General features: G+C 62.8%; 24 protein-coding genes and 2 tRNA genes. 11 read left to right on the top strand and 15 right to left on the bottom strand.

The genetic code is table 11. From position 1 onward, the window contains the following. Positions 1-123 precede the first annotated feature (123 nt). Positions 124-1,650 (bottom strand): ABC transporter ATP-binding protein, encoded by a 1,527-nt coding sequence (locus tag Amn_RS04150; RefSeq protein ID WP_154386873.1) that lies wholly within the window; start codon positions 1,648-1,650, stop codon positions 124-126. Between the two features lie 161 nt (positions 1,651-1,811). Next, entirely contained in the window at positions 1,812-2,837 is a 1,026-nt protein-coding gene (locus Amn_RS04145; protein WP_067965596.1) for a BMP family protein, read from the bottom strand. Positions 2,838-3,215: 378 nt separating this feature from the next. Between Amn_RS04145 and Amn_RS04140 the strand changes: the two genes are divergently transcribed. Then, positions 3,216-4,823 carry an ABC transporter ATP-binding protein gene (locus Amn_RS04140; protein WP_371818659.1) on the top strand — a complete coding sequence of 536 codons (1,608 nt, stop codon included), beginning with the start codon at positions 3,216-3,218 and terminating at the stop codon, positions 4,821-4,823. Positions 4,824-4,893: 70 nt separating this feature from the next. Here Amn_RS04140 and Amn_RS04135 read toward each other — a convergent pair whose 3' ends face one another. Together Amn_RS04135 and Amn_RS04130 are read right to left on the bottom strand one after the other, a co-directional pair. After that, positions 4,894-6,375: an aldehyde dehydrogenase family protein gene (locus Amn_RS04135; RefSeq protein ID WP_154386872.1), complete on the bottom strand. Its 1,482-nt coding sequence runs from the start codon at positions 6,373-6,375 to the stop codon at positions 4,894-4,896. A 111-nt stretch (positions 6,376-6,486) separates the two neighbouring features. Then, positions 6,487-7,131 carry a carbonic anhydrase gene (locus Amn_RS04130; RefSeq protein ID WP_067967126.1) on the bottom strand — a complete coding sequence of 215 codons (645 nt, stop codon included), beginning with the start codon at positions 7,129-7,131 and terminating at the stop codon, positions 6,487-6,489. 233 nt (positions 7,132-7,364) lie between these two features. Here Amn_RS04130 and Amn_RS04125 point away from each other — a divergent pair, with 233 nt between their 5' ends. After that, on the top strand, positions 7,365-7,541 hold the full coding sequence (locus Amn_RS04125) for a hypothetical protein (protein WP_182575133.1): 177 nt from the start codon (positions 7,365-7,367) through the stop codon (positions 7,539-7,541). Positions 7,542-7,633: 92 nt separating this feature from the next. Here Amn_RS04125 and Amn_RS04120 read toward each other — a convergent pair. Together Amn_RS04120 and Amn_RS04115 are read right to left on the bottom strand one after the other, a co-directional pair. Further along, positions 7,634-7,710 (bottom strand) — tRNA-Arg (locus Amn_RS04120). Between the two features lie 60 nt (positions 7,711-7,770). Next, entirely contained in the window at positions 7,771-7,920 is a 150-nt protein-coding gene (locus Amn_RS04115) for a hypothetical protein (protein ID WP_154385906.1), read from the bottom strand. Between the two features lie 305 nt (positions 7,921-8,225). On the opposite strand from Amn_RS04115, the gene Amn_RS04110 reads away from it, so the two are divergent. After that, positions 8,226-8,825 (top strand): hypothetical protein, encoded by a 600-nt coding sequence (locus Amn_RS04110; RefSeq protein WP_182575134.1) that lies wholly within the window; start codon positions 8,226-8,228, stop codon positions 8,823-8,825. Between the two features lie 261 nt (positions 8,826-9,086). Here Amn_RS04110 and Amn_RS04105 read toward each other — a convergent pair. Continuing rightward, a tRNA-Arg gene (locus Amn_RS04105) sits at positions 9,087-9,163 on the bottom strand. 111 nt (positions 9,164-9,274) lie between these two features. Continuing rightward, positions 9,275-10,762, bottom strand: coding sequence for a sensor histidine kinase (locus tag Amn_RS04100; protein ID WP_067965604.1), 1,488 nt, complete (start codon positions 10,760-10,762; stop codon positions 9,275-9,277). Between the two features lie 355 nt (positions 10,763-11,117). Between Amn_RS04100 and rpmH the strand changes: the two genes are divergently transcribed. The 5 genes from rpmH (at position 11,118) to yihA (ending at position 15,114) form a co-directional block, all read left to right on the top strand. Continuing rightward, positions 11,118-11,252: a 50S ribosomal protein L34 gene (rpmH, locus tag Amn_RS04095; RefSeq protein ID WP_008833937.1), complete on the top strand. Its 135-nt coding sequence runs from the start codon at positions 11,118-11,120 to the stop codon at positions 11,250-11,252. Between the two features lie 16 nt (positions 11,253-11,268). Continuing rightward, positions 11,269-11,637: a ribonuclease P protein component gene (gene rnpA / locus Amn_RS04090; protein WP_067965606.1), complete on the top strand. Its 369-nt coding sequence runs from the start codon at positions 11,269-11,271 to the stop codon at positions 11,635-11,637. A 9-nt stretch (positions 11,638-11,646) separates the two neighbouring features. Continuing rightward, the gene (gene yidC, locus Amn_RS04085; RefSeq protein WP_067965608.1) at positions 11,647-13,452 is read left to right on the top strand and encodes a membrane protein insertase YidC; all 1,806 of its coding nucleotides are present in this window, start codon (positions 11,647-11,649) and stop codon (positions 13,450-13,452) included. A gap of 364 nt (positions 13,453-13,816) precedes the next feature. Next, positions 13,817-14,455 (top strand): CatB-related O-acetyltransferase, encoded by a 639-nt coding sequence (locus Amn_RS04080; protein ID WP_067965610.1) that lies wholly within the window; start codon positions 13,817-13,819, stop codon positions 14,453-14,455. Further along, complete coding sequence (yihA, locus tag Amn_RS04075) at positions 14,452-15,114, top strand: ribosome biogenesis GTP-binding protein YihA/YsxC (protein WP_067965613.1); 663 nt, start codon at positions 14,452-14,454, stop codon at positions 15,112-15,114. Before Amn_RS04080 ends, yihA begins: the two co-directional genes overlap by 4 nt. A 38-nt stretch (positions 15,115-15,152) precedes the next feature. Here the strand turns inward: yihA and Amn_RS04070 are convergent, their stop codons facing one another. The 5 genes from Amn_RS04070 to Amn_RS04050 all read right to left on the bottom strand — a co-directional run bounded on the left by Amn_RS04070 (position 15,153) and on the right by Amn_RS04050 (position 18,278). Further along, positions 15,153-15,485, bottom strand: a complete 333-nt coding sequence (locus Amn_RS04070) for an antibiotic biosynthesis monooxygenase family protein (RefSeq protein ID WP_182575136.1) — start codon at positions 15,483-15,485, stop codon at positions 15,153-15,155. 92 nt (positions 15,486-15,577) lie between these two features. Then, the gene (msrB, locus tag Amn_RS04065; protein ID WP_154385910.1) at positions 15,578-16,075 is read right to left on the bottom strand and encodes a peptide-methionine (R)-S-oxide reductase MsrB; all 498 of its coding nucleotides are present in this window, start codon (positions 16,073-16,075) and stop codon (positions 15,578-15,580) included. 195 nt (positions 16,076-16,270) lie between these two features. After that, a complete protein-coding gene (locus Amn_RS04060; protein WP_154385911.1) occupies positions 16,271-16,822 on the bottom strand; it encodes a fasciclin domain-containing protein in 552 nt (183 codons plus the stop codon). A gap of 188 nt (positions 16,823-17,010) precedes the next feature. Continuing rightward, positions 17,011-17,742 (bottom strand): anti-sigma factor, encoded by a 732-nt coding sequence (locus Amn_RS04055; RefSeq protein ID WP_286294612.1) that lies wholly within the window; start codon positions 17,740-17,742, stop codon positions 17,011-17,013. Next, positions 17,739-18,278 carry a sigma-70 family RNA polymerase sigma factor gene (locus Amn_RS04050; protein ID WP_067965623.1) on the bottom strand — a complete coding sequence of 180 codons (540 nt, stop codon included), beginning with the start codon at positions 18,276-18,278 and terminating at the stop codon, positions 17,739-17,741. Before Amn_RS04050 ends, Amn_RS04055 begins: the two co-directional genes overlap by 4 nt. A gap of 178 nt (positions 18,279-18,456) precedes the next feature. On the opposite strand from Amn_RS04050, the gene argB reads away from it, so the two are divergent. Continuing rightward, a complete protein-coding gene (argB, locus tag Amn_RS04045; protein ID WP_172582946.1) occupies positions 18,457-19,359 on the top strand; it encodes an acetylglutamate kinase in 903 nt (300 codons plus the stop codon). Positions 19,360-19,519: 160 nt separating this feature from the next. Next, positions 19,520-20,302, top strand: coding sequence for a DUF1194 domain-containing protein (locus tag Amn_RS04040; protein ID WP_067965625.1), 783 nt, complete (start codon positions 19,520-19,522; stop codon positions 20,300-20,302). A 7-nt stretch (positions 20,303-20,309) separates the two neighbouring features. Here Amn_RS04040 and Amn_RS04035 read toward each other — a convergent pair whose 3' ends face one another. After that, a complete protein-coding gene (locus Amn_RS04035) occupies positions 20,310-20,786 on the bottom strand; it encodes an Lrp/AsnC family transcriptional regulator (RefSeq protein WP_067967130.1) in 477 nt (158 codons plus the stop codon). A gap of 132 nt (positions 20,787-20,918) precedes the next feature. On the opposite strand from Amn_RS04035, the gene phhA reads away from it, so the two are divergent. After that, entirely contained in the window at positions 20,919-21,752 is an 834-nt protein-coding gene (gene phhA, locus Amn_RS04030; RefSeq protein ID WP_067965626.1) for a phenylalanine 4-monooxygenase, read from the top strand. A gap of 4 nt (positions 21,753-21,756) precedes the next feature. Here the strand turns inward: phhA and Amn_RS04025 are convergent, their stop codons facing one another. Continuing rightward, positions 21,757-22,662 carry an EamA family transporter gene (locus tag Amn_RS04025; RefSeq protein ID WP_067965628.1) on the bottom strand — a complete coding sequence of 302 codons (906 nt, stop codon included), beginning with the start codon at positions 22,660-22,662 and terminating at the stop codon, positions 21,757-21,759. Positions 22,663-22,784: the final 122 nt, after the last annotated feature.

Here is a 22,784-nt window from a genome sequence, read left to right as displayed (position 1 = left end):
GACGTCCTGCAACGTCAGTGATTGGCCTCAGAGGCCATGACGGCTGATCTCCCCCCTGGTGGGGGAGATGTCCGGCAGGACAGAGGGGGGTGGCGTGGAGCACTGACATCTGACCTCGCGCGTTCACGCCGGCTGCTCCCCACCATGGCCCGCCATCAGTTCACCCAGTTCGCGAATCGTCCGTTCCCCGCGCGCCGATGGCGCGGACAACCTCCCCTTGGACATCACGACGATGCGGTCGGAAAGCGCCAGGATTTCCTCCAGGTCCTCCGAGATCAGCAGCACCGCCGCGCCGCGCTCACGCGCGGCGAGCAGCATGCGGTGGACATAAGCGACGGCGCCGACGTCGAGGCCGCGCGTCGGCTGGCTGGCGAGGATGACCGCCGGTTCGGGGTCGAGCGCGCGGCCGAGGATCAGCTTCTGCATGTTGCCGCCCGAAAGCAGGCGGATGCGCGCCTCGGGCGATGGGCATTTGACGTCGTAGTCGGCAATGATCTCCTCGGCGAAGCGGCGCGCCGCCGTCCAGTCAAGGAAGCCCATGCGGCTGAAACGTGAGCTGCCATAACGCTCGGCGATGACATTTTCGGTAACGCTCATGTCGCCGATCGTGCCGACGGCATGGCGGTCCTCGGGGATGCGGGCGATGCCATGGCCGAGGGCGGCGCGCGGGGACCAGTCGCCAACCGCGTGGCCGGCGATGGAAATCGCGCCGCCGGTCGGGCGCTGGGTGCCTGACATGAGTGCGGCGAGCGCTGCCTGCCCGTTGCCGGAAACACCGGCAAGGCCGGTGATCTCGCCGGCGTTGAGTGTCAGCGACACCTCGTCGAGGCCGGCGCCGTTATGGCGCGCCGTCGAGACGCGGTCGAGTGCCAGCAGGGCCGCACCTGCATGGACCGGACTGACCTCTGCCGGCTTGACCTCTTGGCCGACCATGAGGGCGGCAAGTTCCTTGCGGTCGGTCGATTTCGTCTCCCGTTCGCCGGCGAGCCGGCCGGCGCGCAGCACCAGCACGCGGTCACTGACGGCCATCACCTCATGAAGTTTGTGGGAGATGAAGATGATCGAAAGGCCCTTGGCGACGAGCAGCTTCAGCGTGCGGAACAGCGCGTCGGTCTCGGCCGGCGTCAGCACTGCCGTCGGCTCGTCGAGGATCAGCACATGGGCGTCGCGGTAGAGCGCTTTGAGGATCTCGACGCGCTGGCGCTCCCCCACCGACAGTGTGGCCACGGTGGCCGCAGGATCGACGGTCAGGCCGAAATCAGCGGACAACTGTTCGATGCGACGGCGCGCGGCTGCCCTGTCGAGCCTGGCTCGCCACAGGCCCTGGGTGCCCAGCGCGATATTCTCCAGCACGGTCATGTTGTCGGCGAGGGTGAAATGCTGGTGCACCATCCCGATGCCGGCATCGAGGGCCGCGCGTGGATCGCCCGGCGGCAGCAGCTTGCCGAACGCCTCGACAGTGCCTTCGTCGGCAACATAGTGGCCGAACAGGATGTTCATCAACGTCGTCTTGCCGGCGCCGTTCTCGCCGAGAAGCGCGATCACCTCGCTGCGCTTCAGCTCAAAGGAAATGGCGTCGTTGGCCGTCAGCGGGCCGAAACGCTTGGTGATGCCGGAGAGGCGAAGGACGATGCTGGGCTCAGTTGTCATGAAGCGGCGACGGCAGCTGGAGGTCCCTTCTCCCCGCCTGCGGGGAGAAGGTGGCCCGAAGGGCCGGATGATGGGCAGTGCCGAAATCGGAGAGGATACGCTGTCCCTCATCGTCCTGTCGGCATCTTCTCCCTCGTAAACGGGGGAGAAGAACGCTGTCATCAGCTCGACTTCGGCTCGGCGTCGTTGATCTCGACAGTGAACGAGCCGTCCTTGATCGCCTTTTCTTTCTCGGCGACCTTGGCCTTGATCTCGTCAGGCACCTTGCCCTCGAAGGTGCCAAGTGGCGCAAGCGACGAGCCGCCGTTCTTCATGAAGGAGTAGACGCCATAGTCGTCGGCCTTGAAGGTGCCGGCTTTCACTTCCGCGATCGCCTTGTCGAGCGTCGGCTCGAAGTGCCAGAGTGCGGAGGCGACCACCGTTTCGGGATAGTCGGCCTGGGTGTCGATGACGTTTCCGATGGCCAGTACTTTCTTTTCCTTGGCGGCGTCAGACACGCCGAAACGCTCGGCGTAGAGCAGGTCGGCGCCGCCATCGATCTGGGCGAAGGCGGTTTCCTTGGCCTTGGGCGGATCGAACCACGAGCCGATGAAGGCGACCTGGAATTTGGTGTCTGGCGCCACTTCCTTCACGCCCGCCATGAAGGCGTTCATCAGGCGGTTGACCTCTGGGATCGGATAGCCGCCGACCATGCCGATGTTTTTCGACTTGGTCATCGCGCCCGCAACGAGGCCGGAGAGATAGGACGCATCCTGGATGTAATTGTCGAACACCGAGAAATTCGGCACGGCGGCATCGGGCTTGAAGCTCGAGCCCATCAGGAAGGCGACGTCGGGGTAGTCCTTGGCGACTGCGCGGGCAGCATCCTCGACGCCGAAGACCTCGCCGATGATCAGCTTGTGGCCGGCCTCGCAATATTCGCGCATGACGCGCTCATAGTCGTTGTTGGCGGTGTTTTCCGAATAGACATATTCGATGTCGCCACGATCCTTGGCGGCGTTGGCCGCCTTGTGGATGCGGCTGACCCATTGCTGCTCGACCGGGACGGTGTAGATGGCCGCGACTTTGATCGGGTCGGCGGCGAAAAGCCGGCCGGGCAAGCCCACGGCCGCGACCGCGGCGGAAGCGCCCGCGGCTTTGATCAACGTGCGTCTGGAAATGCCTGAATTTTTGGAGCTGCTGTGCATACGATCCACCTCTGGCTGGTTTTGGTCTTTTTTGGCGAAGGCGACTTTTTATCGTTTGGTCAACGGTATGCGAAATCGCCGGAAGCGGCAATCTGCGGTAGCCGGCTGTCCACTGGGCCATGGATGCTGCGACAGTAAGCCCGGAGCCTAAGATCAACGACAGTTCCCCTTCGCGGAGAGCTGCTTTATACAGGCCGGCGCGGGGGATTAGCGCCCAAAGGACTTATTGATTTGCCTCGATTTTTTCGTCCGTCGCAGAATCATCTCCTGATCTGGAGACTGGTCAGGGAGTCGTTCCGCCAGCATGCGCTTGGCTACGGCATCGCCATCGTTGCGATGCTTGTGGTGGCCGCCATGACGGCGGCCAGCGCCTGGATCATGCAGGACATCACCAACGAATTCGTCATCGGCAAGGATATCAACCGCGTCTACATGATCGCGGCGATGGTTGCGGGGATCTTCATCCTCAAGGGTGTCGCGACCTTCGTGCAGGCATTTTTCCTGAGCCGCGTCGGCAACTCGATCATCGCCGACCGCCAGCGCAAGATCTATGACCGCATCCTGGCGCAGGGCATTTCCTTCTACCATTCGATCCCTTCGGCCGACCTGATCACCCGCGTCACGCACAATGCGCAGGCGGCGCGCGTTGTGCTCGACGTCATCGTCACCTCGTTCGTGCGCGACCTGTTTTCGCTGATCGGCCTCATAGCCGTGATGGTCTACCAGCAGCCGGTGCTGTCGCTGGTCGCCTTCATCGTCGGGCCGATCGCCATCTTCGGCGTCAACCTGATCCTGCGCCGCGTGCGCAAGATCATGGAGGCCGAATTCATGTCGCTGGCCCAGATCGTGCAGGTGATGCAGGAAACGACCATCGGCGTCAGGATCGTCAAGTCGTTCAACCTGGAAGCGACGATGCGAGTCCGCATGCATCGCGCCGTCTCCGACGTCGAAAGGCGCGCCAACTCCATCGCGGCCCTCGAAGCCGGTACCAGCCCGATCATGGAGACGCTTGCCGGCCTTGCCATCGCCGGCGTCGTGCTGGTCAGCGGCTATCTAGTCGTCCAGGGCGGCCAAACCCCGGGCAGCATCATGTCCTTCATCACCGCGCTTCTGCTGGCCTACGAGCCGGCCAAGCGGTTGGCCCGCTTCCGTGTCTCGCTGGAAGCGGGTCTGGTTGGCGTGCGCATGATGTTCGAACTCACCGACCGTCCGCTGACGCTTGCGGAAAAGCCGGGCGCAGAGGCTCTCGTGCCCGGTTCCGGCAAAATCGAGCTCAAGGACGTCAGCTTTTCCTATGCCGACGGCGAACCGGTGCTGCGCGATCTCGACCTCACCTTCCCGCCCGGCAAGATGACGGCGCTGGTCGGCCCGTCGGGCAGCGGCAAGTCAACGATCATGAACCTGATCATGCGCATGTACGACCCCAGCAGCGGCCAGGTGCTGTTCGACGGCCAGGACATCGCCCATGCCACACTGCATTCGGTCCGCGACCGCATCGCCTATGTCAGCCAGGACACGTTCCTGTTCTCCGGCACGATCATGCACAACATCCGCCTTGGCCGCGACGGTGCCAGCGATGAAGAGGTGATCGCAGCCGCCAAGGCGGCCAACGCGCATGACTTCATCATGGCGCTCAAGGGCGGCTATGACACGCAGGTCGGCGAAAACGGCGCCCTGCTCTCTGGTGGCCAGAAGCAGCGCCTGTCGATTGCCCGCGCAATTCTTCGCGATGCCAATGTTCTGCTGCTCGACGAAGCCACCAGCGCACTCGATGCCGAGTCCGAAGCGCTGTTCCGCGAGGCGCTGGAGAAACTCTCATCCGGCCGCACGACGATTGCCATCGCGCACCGCCTGTCGACTGTTCACCAGGCCGACAACATCGTGGTGATGCAGGACGGCAAGGCCGTCGAGCAGGGTCGCCATGCCGACCTGATCGAGGCCGAAGGTCTCTATCGCAGGCTCTACGAATTCCAGCTGATGGACTGAATAGACTGCACACAGCCGAAAAAAGAGGCCGCGCCGGCAGCCGGGCGCAGCTCTTTCGTTGCGGCCGCCCTCAATCGATACGGATGAACACGCCCTTGGTGTTGAGGTATTCGTCGAGATGATCAGTGCCGCCCTCGCGGCCGTAGCCGCTCATCTTGTAGCCGCCGAACGGCACCGCCGGGTCGATCGCGTGATAGGTGTTGACCCATACCGAGCCGGCCTGCAGCCGTCGTGACAGCTGGTGCGCAGTGGAGAGGTCGCGGGTGAAAACGCCGGCGGCGAGGCCGTATGGAGTGTCGTTGGCGCGCCGCACCACCTCGTCGAGTGTGTCGAACGGCAGGGCCGAGATAACCGGTCCGAAAATCTCCTCGCGCGCAATGCGCATGGTGTCGGAGACGCCGGCGAAGACGGTGGGGGCGACGAAGTTTCCTGCAGCCAGCGCGCCTTGCGACAGCCTGGTGCCACCGACGACGAGCCGCGCGCCCTCCTCCGAACCGGCGCGCAGATAGCCCTCGACGCGCTGCAGCTGGCGGGGCGAAATCAGCGGGCCGATCTCGGTCTCGGGGTCGATGCCGTTGCCAATGCGCAAGCCGGCTGCATAGGCGGCCAGCCGCGCGACGAACTCGTCGTGGATCTGTCGCGCGACAAAAAGCCTGGAGCCGGCGATGCAGATCTGGCCGGAATTGGCGAAGACAGACATGGCGGCAACCGGCACCGCGCGCTCGAGATCGGCATCAGTGCAGACGATTACCGGCGACTTGCCGCCGAGCTCAAGCGACACGCGCTTGAGGTTGCCGGCCGAGGCGCGGACAATGCTCTGGCCGGTGGCCGTCGACCCGGTAAAGACGATCTTGTCGACGCCCATATGCTCGGCGAGCGGCGCGCCGGCCTCGGTGCCGGTGCCGGTAACGATGTTGACGACGCCGTCGGGGACGCCAGCCTCGGCCATCAGTTCGGCGATCAGAAGCGGGGTCAGCGGCGCCTCCTCCGACGGCTTCAGCACAACGGTGCAACCGGTGGCCAAGGCCGGGCCGATCTTCCAGACCGACGCTGCGGTCGGAGCGTTCCACGGGATGATGGCGCCAACGACCCCGATCGGCTCCTTGCGGGTGTAGGAGACGATGTCACCCGGCAGCGAGTTGTCGATGGTCTGGCCGTGCAGCGCCGTCGCCATGCCGGCATAATAGCGCAGCATGCCAAGGACGCGGTTGGCATTGCCCCGGGCACGCGCGATGGGCAGGCCCATGTCAGTGGTGTCGGAAACGCAGATCTCTTCCCAGTGGCGCTCGAACAGCTCGGCGATCCTGAGCAGAAGTTTCTGCCGTTCATGCGGTTTGAAACGGCTCCACGGCCCATCAAACGCATTGCGGGCGGCGGCGACGGCGCGCTCGATATCCTTCTTGCCGGCGCGCGGCACCGTGGCGATTACGACGCCGTTGGCAGGATTGCGCGTTTCCATCGTCTGCCCGGACGCCGCCTCGACCCAGGCGCCACCGATGAACATGCGACGGTGACTGCCGTCGAGCAAATGACGGGGCTGGGCAGTTGTCATGGCTTGGCTCCTCGCCGCGCGGCCATGGCACAGGCGTCCAAGGCTCATGTGCAAAGCTAGGCCGGAGACGTCAGGCCATTCAAGTCTTTGAAATGAGGCCAGCGGCCAAGGTCAGGCGATGGAGGTGCGCTCGAAATCGCCGGTTTCGCGATCCATGACCCACAACTCGCCGGCCGAGATGTCGAACCAGGCGCCGAACAGCTCCAGCTTGCCCTTCTGCTCCAGAATCTTCACACACGGGAAGGTGCGCAGATTGGCGATCGAGTAGCGGATCGAGATGCGCTCGAGGGCCGTCTGGCGTTCGCCCTGGGTCATCATCGTGTTGCCGGTCACCGTCTCGGCGGCCGGTGCCACAAGGCTCATCCACTTGCCAATGAAGTCGCCGGGCGACAGCGGCGCCATGTTGGGGTCGAGAGCTGCACGGATACCGCCGCAACGGCCGTGGCCCATGACGACGATGTTCTTGACTTTCAGCGCCTGCACGGCGAACTCGAGCGCCGCCGAGGTCGAATGGAACTCACCATCCGGCGAATAAGGCGGTACGAGATTGGCAACATTGCGGACGACGAACAGCTCACCCGGACCAGAATCGAAGATGGTTTCGGGTGCGGCACGAGAATCGCAGCAGGCAATGACCAGGGTCTCGGGCGACTGGCCTTCGCGCGCCAGGGACTTGTAACGGTCCGTCTCGGCCGCGTAGCGACCGTTCATGAAGTTGCGATAACCGGCGAGCAGAGTCTCGGGCAAGTGCGACATGAGCTTGGCCTTAAACAAAATTTGCCGTGGCGGCAAATGCAAATGCAAGCGCGAGGCAACGCCGCCCTGCGGCATTGTTTCCCTATCGTCAGGCAGCCGGATCGGGCTTTACCGCAATGCCACGTGCGCTATGCTGCCGTTACGGCAGCCTGATTGCCGCGTGACCTCGGTCATGCCGCGCCGACCGGCTACCAAGCCGGCATTCTGCCGCCCCAGCCACAAGGAGAGATGTCATGCGCCTGCTCCTCTTCGCCTTCTCGACCGCCATTCTTCTGGCCGCCAGCGCCGGTGGGCCGAAAACAATCATTCGTGCCCAGGCCCAGGAATGCAGCGGCGAAAATTGTCCGCAGCCGAGGGGCCAGGGCAGCGGCAGGGACTGCGAGCACAAGAAGGAAAATACGGTCAGCTGACCGGCGGGCCGGCGAAATGCCTCAGGGCGAGCAGGCAATAGACAAGGCCCAGTCTGCCGAGTGAAGTGACCTGACTGCATTGGTGAGGAGAATGGCGCGCCCGAAAGGATTCGAACCTCTGACCCCCAGATTCGTAGTCTGGTGCTCTATCCAGCTGAGCTACGGGCGCGCAACAGGCCATCAAGGAAACGGCCGGGACGCTCCGATCAATCGACCGCAGCGACCGGCGCTAACTAGCCGCTGACTTGGCGAATTGCAAGCCGCCCTGTTCAAACTTTCTGGGAAAAGCTGTCGGCGCCGGATGACGCCAGGGGAGATCCGGCGGCAGGCCGAAACGTTGCCGATCGGCGGCGGCGATGCCGCCGGTGAGCAGCCGCATGAACAATCCTGTTCCGTTGTCGCGGCCAGAGCCGGTACCTTGCATGTCCTCGCCGCGATGGCGGCGCAGCCTCTGACATCCAGTTCGTCAGGATGAAACTGGTACCCAACACGACCTCCTCCATCGTCGAATCCTCCTTCAGCAAAGGACAGGGTCAACAAATTCCGACACCAATGGAAGGAGGGGATAACTGAAATTTACCTCATGATATCAAAATATTAGATGATTATCGAGTTGCCCCTTGCATGCAGTCTGCCACGATCTCGAGGTTGCCGCCTCGACACTTCTCTACCGTGAGGAGGGCCATGACATCACAGATGCCCGAGCGGATACTTATCGATGGCAAGCCGCATTTATTACATGCCCTGCCGCTCTATCGCCTGCTTGCTTCCCGCCGGGTCAGAATAAGCGCGCCCGACGAATGGACGACGAATTGTCATCGTCAATACGTCGGCACTTGGCATGTTATCGATGGCAAGTTGTGCCTCGTCGCCTTGAGTACCTATGGTGACCGGGAGCGGCCACTCTCGGATGCCATGCGCAGTTGGTTTTTGCGGCTCGTGCCAGCGACCAGATTTCCAGTAAGCGCCGAGTGGTTCAGTGGTCACCTTCGCATCCCGACAGGACCGATGCTCCTGTGGGGCTTCCACGGTTGGTCATCGTGGTTCACCCGCGAGCGGGTCATCACTTGCCGGCGAGGCAGGGTCGTTCGCGACCGCGAGGTCGATACACTGGCCATGCTGGAATGGGCATTGCGCCGATGCGAAGGCTTGAAACAACGTATTGACCCAGAGGACACGCGCGGGGAGCCGCTGACCTGGATTACCGACGACGACTACGAGCACCTGCGCGGAGACTGGTGGCCGCCTGATTGGGAGGGGCAGCGCATTCCAACCAGCCTCTAGTTCTTAGTCGGCCGCGGCGTCGTGCCCTGCGTCACCTCGATGGCCTGCCCCAGTGGCAGCGCCTTGGTGAACATCCATCCCTGAAGGTAGGGCACGCCGCAACTGGCAACGAATTCGAGTTGGTCGGTCCGCTCGCCCCTCCGCAAGCACCCGGCGCAACAGCGTTTGCTCGAATGCAGCGCCACTCAGTCCAGGTCCGGCGTCGTGGACCTCGATGCTGTGGCCTGAGCCATGACGGCGTGCGCTGTCACAAGGAGAAAATGGCGCGCCCGAAAGGATTCGAACCTCTGACCCCCAGATTCGTAGTCTGGTGCTCTATCCAGCTGAGCTACGGGCGCGCATCAGGCCGAGTGAGCGGCCAACACGCTGCGGTCAATCGACTGCAGCGACCGGCGCTACCTAACGGCTCGAATCGGGAAATGCAAGCCGCCGCCGGCAAAGTTTTTTGATCAGGCCGGACGGCGCATGCCCTGGCGCGCCTCATCGAGGCGAACCGGCTGATCGGGGATGGTGACAGCGAACACGGTGCGGCCGCCGGCGCTCTCGACAAGCTCCAGTTGGCCGCCATGGGCGCGCACCAGCTCGTAGGCGATGGCGAGGCCAAGCCCGGTGCCGCCGCTGCGGGCCGAACCGCGGAAGGCGGCAAACAGGTTCTCGCGCGCCTTTTGCGGCAGGCCGGGACCCGTATCGGCAACCAAGATGCGGCTGACGCTGCCCTCGCGTTCGGCATAAACGGTCAGGCGATTGACGATGGCGCTGTCGGCAGCACCGGCCATGGCCTGCACGGCGTTGCGGCACAGGTTGGTCAACACCCTGAACAACTGGTCGGGATCGGCCTCGATCTCGAATTCGGTGTCGACCGCGTTGAAGAACTCGATGCCCTGCTCGGCCTCTAGGCCGAGCAGGCCGTGCACGTCATCGACCAGCTGGCTCAGCCGCAGGCGGCGGCGCGCCGGCGCCGGCTCCTGGGCGCGGCCGTATGACAGAACGTTCTCGGAATAGGCAACCGCTCGGTCGAGCGTCCTGAGCAGCTTCGGCGCAAAAGCCTGCACGGCAGGATCCTTGACCATGCGCAAGCGGTCGGACATCAGCTGTGCCGAGGCCAGGATGTTGCGCATGTCGTGGTTGATCTTCGATACGGCAAGACCAAGGTCGGCGAGATGCTTCCGTTCGTGCAGCATCCGCTGCAGATGCGTCTGCATCGCCGCCAGTTCGCGCTCGGCCAGCCCGATCTCGTCGGAGCGGGCTTCGGGAACGATGACACCGGCGGGATTGTCCGGGGCATCGGAGAAGGTCAGCATCGAGCGTGTCATGGTGCGGATGGGCCTGATCATGATGCGGTCGATGGCGGCATAGACGAGTGCCGCGGTGAACAGCGAGATCAGCAGCGAGACGAAGACGATGTAGCGCGCATTGGCGAGCATGGCGCGGTGCAGCCGGTAGTCCGGGATGACCAGCTCGAACTCCTTGGCGCTCTCGCCGACCCGGCCATAGACGCGCAGCATGCGGTTGCCGCCGAACAGCAGCGTGTCGATGGCGTCGGGCATCGAGTCCAGCACGCCTTCCTTGGCGATGTCGATATGCTCGTCGACTTCGGGCGGCATGTCGGCGACGACAAGCAGGCGGGACACGCCGCCATCGCGAACGGCGATCGCCTTGGCGCCGATCGCCGCCAGCACGTCGTTCTGGGCGGCGCGGGAAAGTGTGGTCGGGTCGCCCTGTACCAGGATCGTGGCGACGGCGGCGGCAGTGGCCAGACGCTCCTCGAGCCAGCGGATGCGGAAGCTTGCGACAGAGGGCAGGAAGAACAGCACTTCAGCGAAGAGTACGAAAGCGATGGTCAGCAGCAGCAGCTTGGCCGACAGGCCGCGCGAAAGCGGAACCGCACGGTCCGCCTGTTTTCCGGGAAATACACCGGTATCGGCTGCTTCAGTCATGCTGTTCTTTGCTGCGAGGCCAGTGCGAGAATGATGCGCTTCGGACTAAAATGAGCACGAACTGCCTTGCATCCCCTTTATGGCAAAGATAGGTGATCACAACGCAGTTGCAAATTCCGCACTGCAAAATGTCAGAGCCGGGACGCTATCCCCTGTCTGCTGCTGACAGCAGGAATCAACCTTCGGTGGCGCCGGCACGGGCGGATTGACTTCGCGGTACCTTCTTTCTATAAGCCCGCACACGCTCGGGACCCGCTTCCGTCGCGGTTTTTGATCGCGTCGAAGCAAGCTGAGCCAAGCTCCTGTTACAAAGTGACAGAATCAAGAAGGGCCGCACGCCGCGGTGTAAAAACAAATGAAGCGTACCTATCAGCCGTCCAAACTCGTCCGTAAGCGCCGTCATGGTTTCCGTGCTCGCATGGCAACCAAGGGTGGTCGCGGCGTCGTCGCAGCTCGCCGCAACCGCGGCCGCAAGCGGCTTTCCGCCTAAGCCATAGGCGGGAACCTTGCCCGCTGACGGCAAGCCAGAGGGGTCTGCTCCGCATGGACGCGGCCCCGAACGGCTTCTGAAAAGAAAACAGTTTCTGGCCGTCCGCCGCGGTGACAAGCGGCGCGGGCGGTTTTTTCTCGTCGAGGTTCTGGATCGCGACGACAGTGCGGGGCCGCGGGTCGGCTACACCGTCACCAAGAAAGTCGGCAACGCGGTTGTCCGCAATCGCGTCAAGCGGCGCCTCCGGGAAGCCGTTCGTACACATGCCGCAGGTGACATGGCCGCCGGCAAAGACTATGTGATCGTCGGGCGCGAAGACGTGCTCACCGCCCCCTTCGGCCAGATAACGGCCGAACTTTCTCGGCGCATTCGCGGAACGCGATAAGGGCTTTCGATGGAAAACAACCGTAACTTCTTCATCACCATCGCCTTGTCGGTGCTGATCCTGACGCTCTGGCAGGTGTTCTACATGAACCCGCGCGTCGAATCGCAGCGCGAAGCCGCACGCATCGAAGCCGAGCGTGTGGCGCAGCAGCCGGCAGGCACGGCACCCGGCACCAGCGCCGGCTTGCCAGCGACGCCGCAGGCCGGTGTCCCCGGCGCACCGACGACCCAGGTCGCCGTTGTCGACCGTGCCCAGGCGCTTGCAGCATCCGGCCGCATCCCGGTCGACACGCCGAGCCTCAAGGGCTCGATCAACCTGACCGGCGCGCGCATCGACGACATCAGCCTCAAGCACTACCGCGTCGCCGTCGAACCGAATTCACCCGTCATCGAGCTTTTGAACCCGCAGGCGCTGCCAGCCGGCTTCTACAGCGAAATCGGCTTCGTCGGCAGCGAAGCGACCGGCGCGGTTCCGGGTCCCGACACTGTCTGGACTGCCGAGCCCAATACGACGCTGACACCGGCAACGCCTGTCACGCTGACCTACACCAACGACAAGGGCCTGACCTTCAAGCGTACCATCGCCGTCGACCAGAACTACATGTTCACGGTGACCGATACGGTGGCGAATGCCGGCAGCACCGACGTCGCGCTGTCCAATTACGGCCGCCTCACCCGCTTCGACAAGCCGTTGCATGCCTCGACCTACGTGCTGCACGAAGGTCTGATCGGCGTGACCGGCACCGAGGGCCTGCAGGAAATCAACTACGCCACCATCGAGGACGACAAGCAGGTTCTGCCTGGCAAGTCGACCGACGGCTGGCTCGGCATCACCGACAAATACTGGGCTGCCGCACTGGTGCCTTCTGGAAAGCAGCCGTTCCAGCCGCGCTTCTCCTATTTCGAGGACGGCCGCCCGCGCTACCAGGCCGACTTCATGACCGATCCGATCACGGTCGCCGCGGGTCAGTCGGCGACCGTCGAGACGCTGGTCTTCGCTGGCGCCAAGGAAGTGGCCAAGATCAACGCTTACGAAGCGGACCGCCAGATCCGCCAGTTCGAGCTTCTGATCGACTGGGGCTGGTTCTACTTCATCACCAAGCCGATGTTCTGGCTTATCGACACGCTCTACAAGTTGCTCGGCAATTTCGGTCTGGCGATCCTCGCCACCACCGTCATCGTCAAGGCCATCTTCTTCCCGCTCGCCAACAAGTCGTACAAGTCGATGGCGAACATGAAGATGGTGCAGCCCAAGATGCTGGAAATCCGCGAGAAATACGCGGATGACAAGATGAAGCAGCAGCAGGCGATGATGGAGCTGTACAAGACCGAGAAGATCAACCCGCTGGCCGGTTGCTGGCCGGTGCTGATCCAGATCCCGGTGTTCTTCGCGCTCTACAAGGTGCTCTACGTCACCATCGAAATGCGCCATGCACCGTTCTTCGGCTGGATCCACGACCTGGCCGCTCCGGATCCGACCTCGCTGTTCAACCTGTTCGGCCTGCTGCCCTGGGGCGTTCCCGCCTTCCTGATGATCGGCGTCTGGCCGCTGATCATGGGTGTCACCATGTTCCTGCAGATGCGCATGAACCCGACGCCTCCGGATCCAACCCAGGCGATGATCTTCACCTGGATGCCGATCCTGTTCACCTTCATGCTGGCATCGTTCCCGGCGGGCCTCGTCATCTACTGGGCGTGGAACAACTCGCTGTCGATCCTGCAGCAGGGCGTGATCATGAAGCGCCAGGGCGCCAAGATCGAGCTCTGGGACAATCTGATGGCATTGTTCAAGAAGAAACCGACACCGGCCGAATAGCCGAACAGCCCAGACGAAACGAAAAAGCCCCGCACTCCGGGGCTTTTCTGCATTGTGAGGAACCTGACTTTTCTTCAACCGGGAGCTGAAACTTTTTTCCAGCTGGCAGCGTAGCTGAGCGATGCCTCTCAAGCATCAGCCTGCGGGGTGGCGGTCTCTGACCATCCCCCCCGGTCAGAATTGAACCGTCTCGGCAAAGGCCGGGGTTCTGCAAGCCCTTGCAGAACCCCGGTTTGCAGCTCGGTCGAACTAGTCGGCCCTTTATCTGCGCAAGAACCATTTCCCTTGAGATCATCGCCCCCGATGTCTTCGTCGCGGATCGCGCTATACTGGTAGAGAGGCGTATCAATGGGGACGAAATGCCATGCATGGACCTAACCCTTCGCTCAAGCATCCGATCCCGATGCACAGGCGCGTCGGCTTCCTCAAGTCGCTCGTCGACGCCGAGAACATCGAGATAGGCGATTTCACCTACTACGACGATCCCGACGGACCCGATCTGTTCCAGCAGAAATGCGTGCTTCACCACTACCCTTTCATCGGCGATAAGCTGATCATCGGCAAGTTCTGCGCGATCGCCGAAGGCGCGCGCTTCATCATGAACGGCGCCAATCACGCCATGTCCGGCTTTTCGACCTATCCGTTCAACATTTTCGGCCATGGCTGGGAGGAAGGCTTCGACCTTGCCTCCTGGCAGCAGGAGGTCCGCGGCGACACGGTGCTCGGCAATGATGTCTGGATCGGCATGGAAGCGGTGATCCTGCCTGGGGTTCATATCGGCCACGGCGCCATCATTGCGGCGAAATCGGTTGTCAGCAGACACGTACCGCCTTATGCGATCGTAGCCGGCAATCCTTCTGTCGTGGTCAAGAAGCGTTTCGACGACAAGACCATCGAACGGCTTCTGACGATTGCCTGGTGGGATTGGCCGGTGGACAAGATCGGCCGCAACCTCAAGGCCATTCGCGGCTCGGATATTTCTCTGCTGGAGGCAGCGGCTTGAACGAACATACGACCAATCGCACGGTGGATGCCGAGCTCTTCAAGCGCCCGTGGGTTTTCATCCGCGGCGTGCCGTCCATGAAGTTCCTGCCGCCGGAAGGGCCGCCGGAGATCGCCTTCGCCGGCCGTTCGAATGTCGGCAAGTCGTCGCTGATCAACGCACTGGTTCGCCACAGCGGCCTGGCCCGCACCTCGAACACGCCGGGGCGCACGCAGGAGCTCAATTACTTCGTCCCGGATGGCTTTTCCGGCGAGGCAGGCGACCTGCCGCCGATGGCGCTGGTCGACATGCCCGGCTACGGCTACGCCCAGGCGCCGAAGGAACAGGTCGACGCCTGGACAAAGCTGGTGTTCGACTATCTGCGCGGCCGGGTGACGCTCAAGCGCGTCTACCTGCTGATCGATTCCCGCCACGGCATCAAGAAGAACGACGAGGAGGTTTTGACCCTGCTCGACAAGGCCGCGATCTCCTACCAGATCGTCCTGACCAAGACTGACAAGATCAAGGCCGCAGGCGTGCAGCCGCTGATCGAAGACACATTGCTCAAGATCAAGAAACGCGCCGCCGCCTTCCCGACCGTTCTTGCGACCTCGTCCGAGAAGAACGAAGGCCTGGACGAACTGCGCGCGGCGATCGCGCTGGTGGTCAACGGCGGCTGATCACGGCCGCCGTCGCATGTTGCCTGAGGCAACCGGCCTCAGGCCTGCGTCACTTCGTGGACGACCTGGTAGTAGGCCGGCGTCACGCCTTCGATCAGTGGCCCGACCTTGGCGATGTGTTCGGCGAAGCCTTGCGTCTGATGAACCCGCTGGTGATCGGCAACCGTATCGAAGGTGCTGATCATGATCGCTGTATCGCCGTCGATCGCCCGGTGCAGCCGGCTGCCGCGCCAGCCCGGCACATTGCCTATCGAACGGTCCAGGTTGATCTTCTGGAGGGCGATGAACTCGTCCAGCTTGCCCGGCTTCAGGGTGAAGATGTTGACGAACGCCACCGGGCCGTTCTGATCGTTCTCTGTATTCTGGATCATTTCCGCTCTCCTTTTTCCATTCGGGATTTCGTGAGAGCGCATTGATGCAACCTCAATGTATCTTGAGGTCAAGAGGATTTTTCGAGAAAAGGTCAGGCCGCGACAGGGCGGAACGTCAGTGCCAGCCCATTGATGCAATGGCGCTTGCCGGTCGGAGGCGGGCCGTCGTCGAAGATGTGGCCGAAATGACCGCCGCAGCGGCGGCAATGCACTTCGGTGCGGGTCATCATCAGCGAGGTATCGACCTTGGTGCCGATCGAATTGGGGAGCGCATCCCAGAAGCTCGGCCAGCCGGTGCCGGAATCGAACTTGGTAGCGGACGAATAGGCGGCCAGGTCACAGCCGGCGCAGTTGAAGGTGCCTTTGCGGTGCTCGTTGAGCAGCGGGCTAGACCCCGGCGGCTCGGTGTCCTCCTGGCGCAGCACGGCAAAGGCGGCGGGAGCAAGGATCGCGCGCCACTGGGCATCGGTCTTGGTGACTTCGAAGTTTTCAGCCAATGCCTGGTCGGCGATGGTCAATCGCCTCGAGACGACAAAGCCGGCAAGAACGGCGATCGCGGCACTGCCCAGCAGGAATGTACGGCGGTCCATGGCATTTCTCCCAGCCGACCATAGGCCGGCGTCACATCACGGCGAAATCAACAGGGCTTGAGGGTTTGGCGCGAAAACCGACCAGCCTGCGCACAACAGGCCGCGCCCCGCAACGGTGACCCGTTGCGGGGCGCTTTGCCGATTGCGCGCGCCTCAGGGAGCGACAGCGTCGCACAACCACGCTGCCCCCCGGGCTTACATCTTGGGCAGCAGGACCTTGTCGATGACATGGATGACACCGTTCGACTGCTCGACATTGGCGATCGTCACATTGGCGACATTGCCGTTCTCGTCGGTTACAGTCACCTTGTCGCCTTCATATTTCGCGGTCCAGGTGCAGCCGCCAACGGTCTTGACCGGGTGCGCGCCCTTGTCGTCATCGACCATCTTCTTGATGTCTGCGGCCATCGCCTTGGCGCCAACGACATGGCAGGTCAGGATCTTGGTCAACTGATCCTTGTTTTCAGGCTTGAGCAGGTTTTCGACCGTGCCGGCCGGGAGTGCGGCGAAAGCTTCATTGGTCGGCGCAAAGACGGTGAACGGGCCCTTGCCCTGCAGCGTCTCGACCAGGCCGGCTGCCTTGACGGCAGCGACGAGCGTGGTGTGATCCTTCGAATTGGCCGCGTTTTCGACGATGTTCTTATCGGCGAACATCGCGGCGCCGCCAACCATCGGGTTTTCAGCATAGGCGAAGGTGGCGAGAGCGGAAAAGGCACCGGCGAGCAAAGCGAGAGAGATCTTACGCATAATGTAACTCCTTGGGTTGTTTCCCTAAATGGAAAGGCACAAGGAATTACGGATTTGAGATCAGGTAGTTTCACCTTCTGGAGAGAAATATTTCCTTTCTTTCACTCTAAGCTTTGGCAAAACTTATAGTTACGATCAACGCAGGGAAAAGTTTCAGCCCGCGGCGAATTCGGGCAAATTTTCGTGGATCAGATGTCGCGAAGGTCGCCAGCGGCTACGACCGGTCCGGTCGGCTGGCCGGTCGGCGAACCGCCCGTCGGCTCGAGGCTGACGGCAAGCACGGCGCCTGCGGCGAGCTTGTCACGCATCGCCTGATCGACGTCGATATGGATCGTCGATCCGACCGGGATGACGCCCATCGAGACCGGAGCGTTGCTGCCCTCGATCATCCAGAGTTCGAAATCCCTGCCGGTGGCGCGCTCGCCGGAGACGTGCGAAAGGCCGATCTGGCCACTGCCAGCGTCGTACATCGCCATGTACTTGACGTCGCTGCCATCGGCAGCCAGCGAGGCGACCATGCGCTCCTGCGGCAATTGGGCCGGCGGATTGATGTAAGGAACAGCAATGTAGATGGCCAGGGCTGCGACCGCCGCCGTTGCCAGGCCGCGCCAGAAGGCGAGGCTGGCCCACAAGCCCGCGGAGCCTTGCGCGCTGGGTGCCGACGACGTCGCGGCCCCCGAGAACAGCCTGCGGTCGATCGCCGGCTTCACCGAGGCCGGGGCCTCGATCTCCGGATAGGCCGCGGCGAGCGGGGCGAAATGTACTTCCCATTGATCGACCATGCGCGCAAAACCAGGCTCGCCGTCGATGCGGGCGCTGGCCTGACGCCGCTCGTCGGCAGGCAGGACGCCGAGAACGTATTCGGCTGCGACCAGATCGTCGCCTCCACGTTCCGGTCCATTGTCTTGCGCGAGCGTCATCTTTCCAGACATTCCCTGAGTTTGAGCAGGCTGCGGCGCAGCCAGGTACGCATGGTGTTCAGCGGCACGCCATGGCGGTCCGCGAGTTCGTTATAACTCTCCCCCTTGAGATAGGCACCGCGGACAGCGGCAGCCTTGTCCTTTTCAAGTTCCTCCAGGCAGCCATGGATGCGCTCGGCTTCACCGCCCGCCACTGCTGCAGCCTCTGGCCCCGGCCCTGGGTCCGCGACCTCGAGTGCCTCGTCGATCGCGAGAGGCGCCTGACGCCGCGCCCGTATGCGATCGATCGCATGATTGCGCGCGATTGCTACGAGCCACGAAATGGGGCTGAGATCAGAAACTGCGAAGCGGTCCGCTTTCGTCCAGATCTTGACGAAGACCTCCTGCAGCGCTTCCTCGGCATCTGCCCTGTCGTTCAATACACGCAGGCAGACGCCAAAAAGTTTCGCGCTCGTCTGCCGGTAGAGCAAATCGAAGGCCGCACGGTCCTTCATCGAGGTCCGAACAATCAGCTTGGTGATGTCCTGCGGCGTCATGCCCGCCAAGTTACGTGGCGCAAAACTATTTGCAACTGCTGTTTAGATCGTCGGGCGCCATGCAACCACATTCCGTAGCGCATCGGCAAAACAGCACGCCTGCCAGCCCATCGAACCATTTGCCCCCTGCCCGGTTTCCGGCTAAGACCGCGCCGACCTTTTCCACCTATCCGGGACCATGCCGATGACGACGAACGTCGCCGCCACCGCCGAAATGCAGGCTGCCCTGCTCTCCGCGGCCTTGCCCTACATGCAGCGCTACGAAAACAAGACGGTCGTGGTGAAGTATGGCGGCCACGCCATGGGCAATGTCGAGCTCGGCCGTGCCTTCGCCCGCGACATCGCCTTACTGAAGCAGTCCGGCGTCAACCCGATCGTCGTGCACGGCGGCGGCCCGCAGATCGGCGCCATGCTGACCAAGATGGGCATCGAATCGAAATTCGAGGGCGGCCTGCGCGTCACCGACCAGAAAACCGTCGAGATCGTCGAGATGGTTCTGGCCGGCTCGATCAACAAGGAGATCGTCGCCCTGATCAACGCCGAAGGCGAGTGGGCGATCGGGCTGTGCGGCAAGGACGGCAACATGGTCTTCGCCGAAAAGGCCAAGAAGACCATGGTCGACCCCGATTCGAACATCGAGAAGGTGATCGATCTCGGCTTCGTCGGCGAGCCGGTCGAAGTCGACCGCACGCTGCTCGACCTTCTGGCCCGTTCGGAAATGATCCCGGTGCTGGCGCCTGTCGCGCCCGGCCGCGACGGCCACACCTACAACATCAACGCCGATACCTTTGCGGGTGCCATCGCCGGTGCCGTCAAGGCGTCGCGCCTCTTGTTCCTGACCGACGTGCCCGGTGTGCTCGACAAGGACAAGAAACTCATCGACGAACTGACGGTTGCCGACGCCAAGGCACTGATCAAGGACGGCACGATTTCGGGCGGCATGATCCCCAAGGTCGAGACCTGCATCGAGGCGATCGAGCGCGGCGTCGAAGGTGTCGTCATCCTCAACGGCAAGACGCCGCATTCGGTGCTGCTTGAGCTGTTTACCGAGCACGGCGCAGGGACGCTGATCGTTCCGTAAGCAGCAGGACTGACCTGCCCAGTGCACAAAGACAGGCCGGCTTTTGCCGGCCTTGTCGTTTCAAGAGCAGGCCTCGTATTCACGAAGCCTTGAAGCGTTGCGGCTTTCATTTTCCCTGCGTTGACGCACACTGACCTCCGGGTCCCTCGGACGATGAACAATGCTGGCTGCGCTGGCGCTGATCCTGTGCACGGGTTGCGAACTGCCTGCCACGCCGACCATCGACGTGGACGACCGGACGGTGGATGTCGAACTGGTGCTGGCCGTCGACGTTTCGAGTTCGATGGACGAAGGCGAGTTTGCGCTTCAGCGCGCCGGCTACGTCAAGGCGCTGCGCCATCCCGACTTCATCAATGCCGTGCTGGCGGGCTCGAGAGGCCGTATCGCGGTCACCTATTTCGAGTGGGCAGGGACCGTGCGGCCAGAATCGGTCATCCCCTGGCAGATCATCGACGATGCTTCGAGCGCCGACGCCTTCGCCGCCCAGCTCGCCGTCAAGCCCATCGGCGGATCCGGCGGCACGTCGATCTCGAATGCGGTGGCGTTCGGTGCCAACCTGCTGGAGCAAAATGTCTTCCGCGGTGAAAAGAAGGTCATCGACATTTCGGGCGACGGACCGAACAACCTCGGAGCGCCGGTAGAGGTCGCCCGCAACAATGCGGTTGCAAAGGGCATCGTCATCAACGGCCTGCCGATCCTCGTCCGGCCGACGGGCAGCCTGGAAGACATCGACCGCTATTACGCCGAATGCGTCACCGGCGGGCCGGGCTCGTTCGTGCTGCCGATCCACCTCGCATCCGAGTTCGTCACGGCCATCCGCCGCAAGCTCGTGCTCGAAGTCGGCGGCATCGCGGATGCACCAGGCATGATGAAAATCCAGGCCTCGAAACCCGTCAATTGTCTCGTTGGCGAGCGCTACCCGCTCACCTATCCCGATCCCTAGTCGCCCCCTAGCCTCGCAAATGCGCGAGCGGCACGTGGCCGGGGCCCTTGATGTTCTGCAGCACCAGCTGGGTGTGAACGTCGCGGACGCCTTGCAGGCGCATCAGCCGGTGCATGACGAAGGCGTTGAGGTCGTCGACATTGGGCACCATGACATGCAGCAGGAAGTCGTAGTCGCCGGTCATCGTCCAGCAGGCCGAGACCTCGTCCATGCGTTGCACGGCGGCGATGAACTTTTCCGGGGAATCGTCGCTGTGGCTGACCAGCCTGACCTGGACGAAGACCTCGACCATGAGGCCGACGGCGCGGCGTCCGATGCGGGCGGAAAAGCCCTTGATGACGCCGGCGTCCTGCAGCGCCTCGAAACGTCGGGCACATGGCGTGTTGGACAGGCCGATCTCCTGCGCGATCTCGGAAACCGGCTTGCGCCCATCGCGCTGGAGAATGTCGAGCATCCTGATCTCGAACTCATCAAACTGAGGCATTTTCACCATCCATTTTGGAGATTTGGGTAAATATACCTCAGAACAACATCGAACGCTCGCAAAGAGGTGAATTCCGCTCGCTTCCAGCGCCTATGATTCCTCCATCGAAGCTGTTTCCGGGGAGGATCTGACATGAGCGTGAGCGTTCAAGACTATGCACGGGAGTGCGCGGAACAGGGGCTACGCGGCGACTACAGCGTCTGCCGTCCGGATTTCACCGTCGAGCAGAAATACGATTACAGCGCTGCCGAGCAGGATGTGTGGCGTACGCTGTGCGACCGCCAGACCAGGCTGACCCAGCGGCTGGCGCACAAATCCTATCTTGACGGCATGTCGGCGCTCGGCCTGGTCGACCGCATTCCGGACTTCCATGACGTCAGTGACAAGCTGCGCAAGCTCTCCGGCTGGGAGATCGTGGCGGTGCCCGGGCTGATCCCGGCGCAACCCTTCTTCGACCACCTGGCCAACCGTCGCTTCCCCGTCACCAACTGGCTGAGGACGCGCGACGAACTCGACTACATCGTCGAGCCCGACATGTTCCACGACTTCTTCGGCCATGTGCCAGTACTGAGCCAGCCGGTGTTCGGCGACTTCATGCAGATGTACGGCGAGAAAGCGACCGATCTGATCGCGCTCGGCGGCGACGAAATGATCACCCGGCTCTACTGGTATACGGCCGAATACGGCCTGATGCAGGAACCCGGCCAGCCGCTGAAGGCCTTCGGCGCCGGCCTGATGTCGTCCTTCACCGAGCTGCAATTCGCTGTTGAAAGCCCCGATGCGCACCAGGTGCCGTTCGACATCGAAACGGTGATGCGCACGACCTACGAGATCGACAAATTCCAGCGCGCCTATTTCGTGCTGCCGTCCTTCGACACGCTGAAGGATGCCTTCCAGAACAGCGACCTCGCCGGCATCATCAAGCGCTGGAAAGGCGAGCCGCCGCGCGATCCAGCTACGGTCTAGGCTCTCAGCCCAGAGCTAGCAGCACCAGGATGCCGCCGACGATCAGCACACAACCGGCTATTTCGAGCCGGTTGATGCGCTCGCGAAAGAAGAAGACACTCGACGCGAAGGTGAACAGCATCTCGATCTGGGCGAGTGACTTGACGATCGCCGCCTGCTGCAACGTCATCGCCATGAACCAGCCGAACGAAGCCGAGGCGCCGACGAGACCGGTGAACAGCGCCGGCCGCCAGGCCCTGGCGATGCGAGGCAGCTCGTCGCGCTCCCTCCACAGAATCCAGCCCAGCATGATCAGCGTCTGGAAGACGATGACGACGGCGAGCGTGACCGCCGCCTGCGTCATGAAGTTCGGCCCGCCGAGCGCCAGCGACGCCGCACGGTAGGCGACCGCCGAAATGCCGAAGAACGTACCGGAGGCCAGACCGATAAGCGCGTTGCGGCTGAGCACCGAGGTCACCAGCGTTCGCGCGGTGAATGCGGTGTGGGCGACAGAGATCAGCATCACGCCGAAGACGCTGATGGCAATGGCCGCGACAGCACCCGCCGTCGCGCGTTCGCCGAGGAACAACAGCCCGAACAACGCCGCTTGCGCCGGTTCGGTGCGCGAATAGGCGGTGCCGACGGCAAAGTTCCGGAACGAGAACAGGTGGATCAACAGGAAGGTCGCGGCGATCTGGCCCAGGCCGCCGACCACCGCCCAGGCAAAGAACGTCCTGTTCAGAGCCGGCAGTTCGTAGCCGACGACGAAATGCAGCACCCCGACAAAGGCAAGCGCGAAGGGAAAGCCGAAACCGAAGCGCACGAATGTGGCACCGGTCGTGCCCATCACCCCTTTCAGGTGCTTCTGCACCACCGACCGCAGGTTCTGCAGGAAGGCGGCGGCAATAGTGATGGGAATCCACAATGGCATGTCGGTTCAGTGTCGGCTTGAAGACGGCCGGAGCGGCCGCATGTCCGCGTCTACAGCATCACCCCGCAATTCGGAATCGATTTTCGGGGTGATGCATTGATCCAGCGGACCGCGCGTCCCCG

This window comes from Aminobacter sp. Y103A (assembly GCF_030294925.1).
GTDB lineage: Bacteria > Pseudomonadota > Alphaproteobacteria > Rhizobiales > Rhizobiaceae > Aminobacter > Aminobacter ciceronei.
The sequence above is the reverse complement of the archived record's forward strand: the minus strand, read 5'-3'. Positions and strand labels throughout refer to the sequence as shown.

Bases quoted from the DNA above. Each gene is read 5' to 3' on its own strand.
- Amn_RS04150 (WP_154386873.1), bottom strand. From the start codon at position 1,650: ATGACAACTGAGCCCAGCATCGTCCTTCGCCTCTCCGGCATCACCAAG.
- Amn_RS04145 (WP_067965596.1), bottom strand. From the start codon at position 2,837: ATGCACAGCAGCTCCAAAAATTCAGGCATTTCCAGACGCACGTTGATC.
- Amn_RS04140 (WP_371818659.1), top strand. From the start codon at position 3,216: ATGCAGGACATCACCAACGAATTCGTCATCGGCAAGGATATCAACCGC.
- Amn_RS04135 (WP_154386872.1), bottom strand. From the start codon at position 6,375: ATGACAACTGCCCAGCCCCGTCATTTGCTCGACGGCAGTCACCGTCGC.
- Amn_RS04130 (WP_067967126.1), bottom strand. From the start codon at position 7,131: ATGTCGCACTTGCCCGAGACTCTGCTCGCCGGTTATCGCAACTTCATG.
- Amn_RS04125 (WP_182575133.1), top strand. From the start codon at position 7,365: ATGCGCCTGCTCCTCTTCGCCTTCTCGACCGCCATTCTTCTGGCCGCC.
- Amn_RS04115 (WP_154385906.1), bottom strand. From the start codon at position 7,920: ATGCGGCTGCTCACCGGCGGCATCGCCGCCGCCGATCGGCAACGTTTC.
- Amn_RS04110 (WP_182575134.1), top strand. From the start codon at position 8,226: ATGACATCACAGATGCCCGAGCGGATACTTATCGATGGCAAGCCGCAT.
- Amn_RS04100 (WP_067965604.1), bottom strand. From the start codon at position 10,762: ATGACTGAAGCAGCCGATACCGGTGTATTTCCCGGAAAACAGGCGGAC.
- rpmH (WP_008833937.1), top strand. From the start codon at position 11,118: ATGAAGCGTACCTATCAGCCGTCCAAACTCGTCCGTAAGCGCCGTCAT.
- yidC (WP_067965608.1), top strand. From the start codon at position 11,647: ATGGAAAACAACCGTAACTTCTTCATCACCATCGCCTTGTCGGTGCTG.
- Amn_RS04080 (WP_067965610.1), top strand. From the start codon at position 13,817: ATGCATGGACCTAACCCTTCGCTCAAGCATCCGATCCCGATGCACAGG.
- Amn_RS04070 (WP_182575136.1), bottom strand. From the start codon at position 15,485: ATGATCCAGAATACAGAGAACGATCAGAACGGCCCGGTGGCGTTCGTC.
- msrB (WP_154385910.1), bottom strand. From the start codon at position 16,075: ATGGACCGCCGTACATTCCTGCTGGGCAGTGCCGCGATCGCCGTTCTT.
- Amn_RS04060 (WP_154385911.1), bottom strand. From the start codon at position 16,822: ATGCGTAAGATCTCTCTCGCTTTGCTCGCCGGTGCCTTTTCCGCTCTC.
- Amn_RS04055 (WP_286294612.1), bottom strand. From the start codon at position 17,742: ATGACGCTCGCGCAAGACAATGGACCGGAACGTGGAGGCGACGATCTG.
- Amn_RS04050 (WP_067965623.1), bottom strand. From the start codon at position 18,278: ATGACGCCGCAGGACATCACCAAGCTGATTGTTCGGACCTCGATGAAG.
- argB (WP_172582946.1), top strand. From the start codon at position 18,457: ATGCCGATGACGACGAACGTCGCCGCCACCGCCGAAATGCAGGCTGCC.
- Amn_RS04040 (WP_067965625.1), top strand. From the start codon at position 19,520: ATGCTGGCTGCGCTGGCGCTGATCCTGTGCACGGGTTGCGAACTGCCT.
- Amn_RS04035 (WP_067967130.1), bottom strand. From the start codon at position 20,786: ATGCCTCAGTTTGATGAGTTCGAGATCAGGATGCTCGACATTCTCCAG.
- phhA (WP_067965626.1), top strand. From the start codon at position 20,919: ATGAGCGTGAGCGTTCAAGACTATGCACGGGAGTGCGCGGAACAGGGG.
- Amn_RS04025 (WP_067965628.1), bottom strand. From the start codon at position 22,662: ATGCCATTGTGGATTCCCATCACTATTGCCGCCGCCTTCCTGCAGAAC.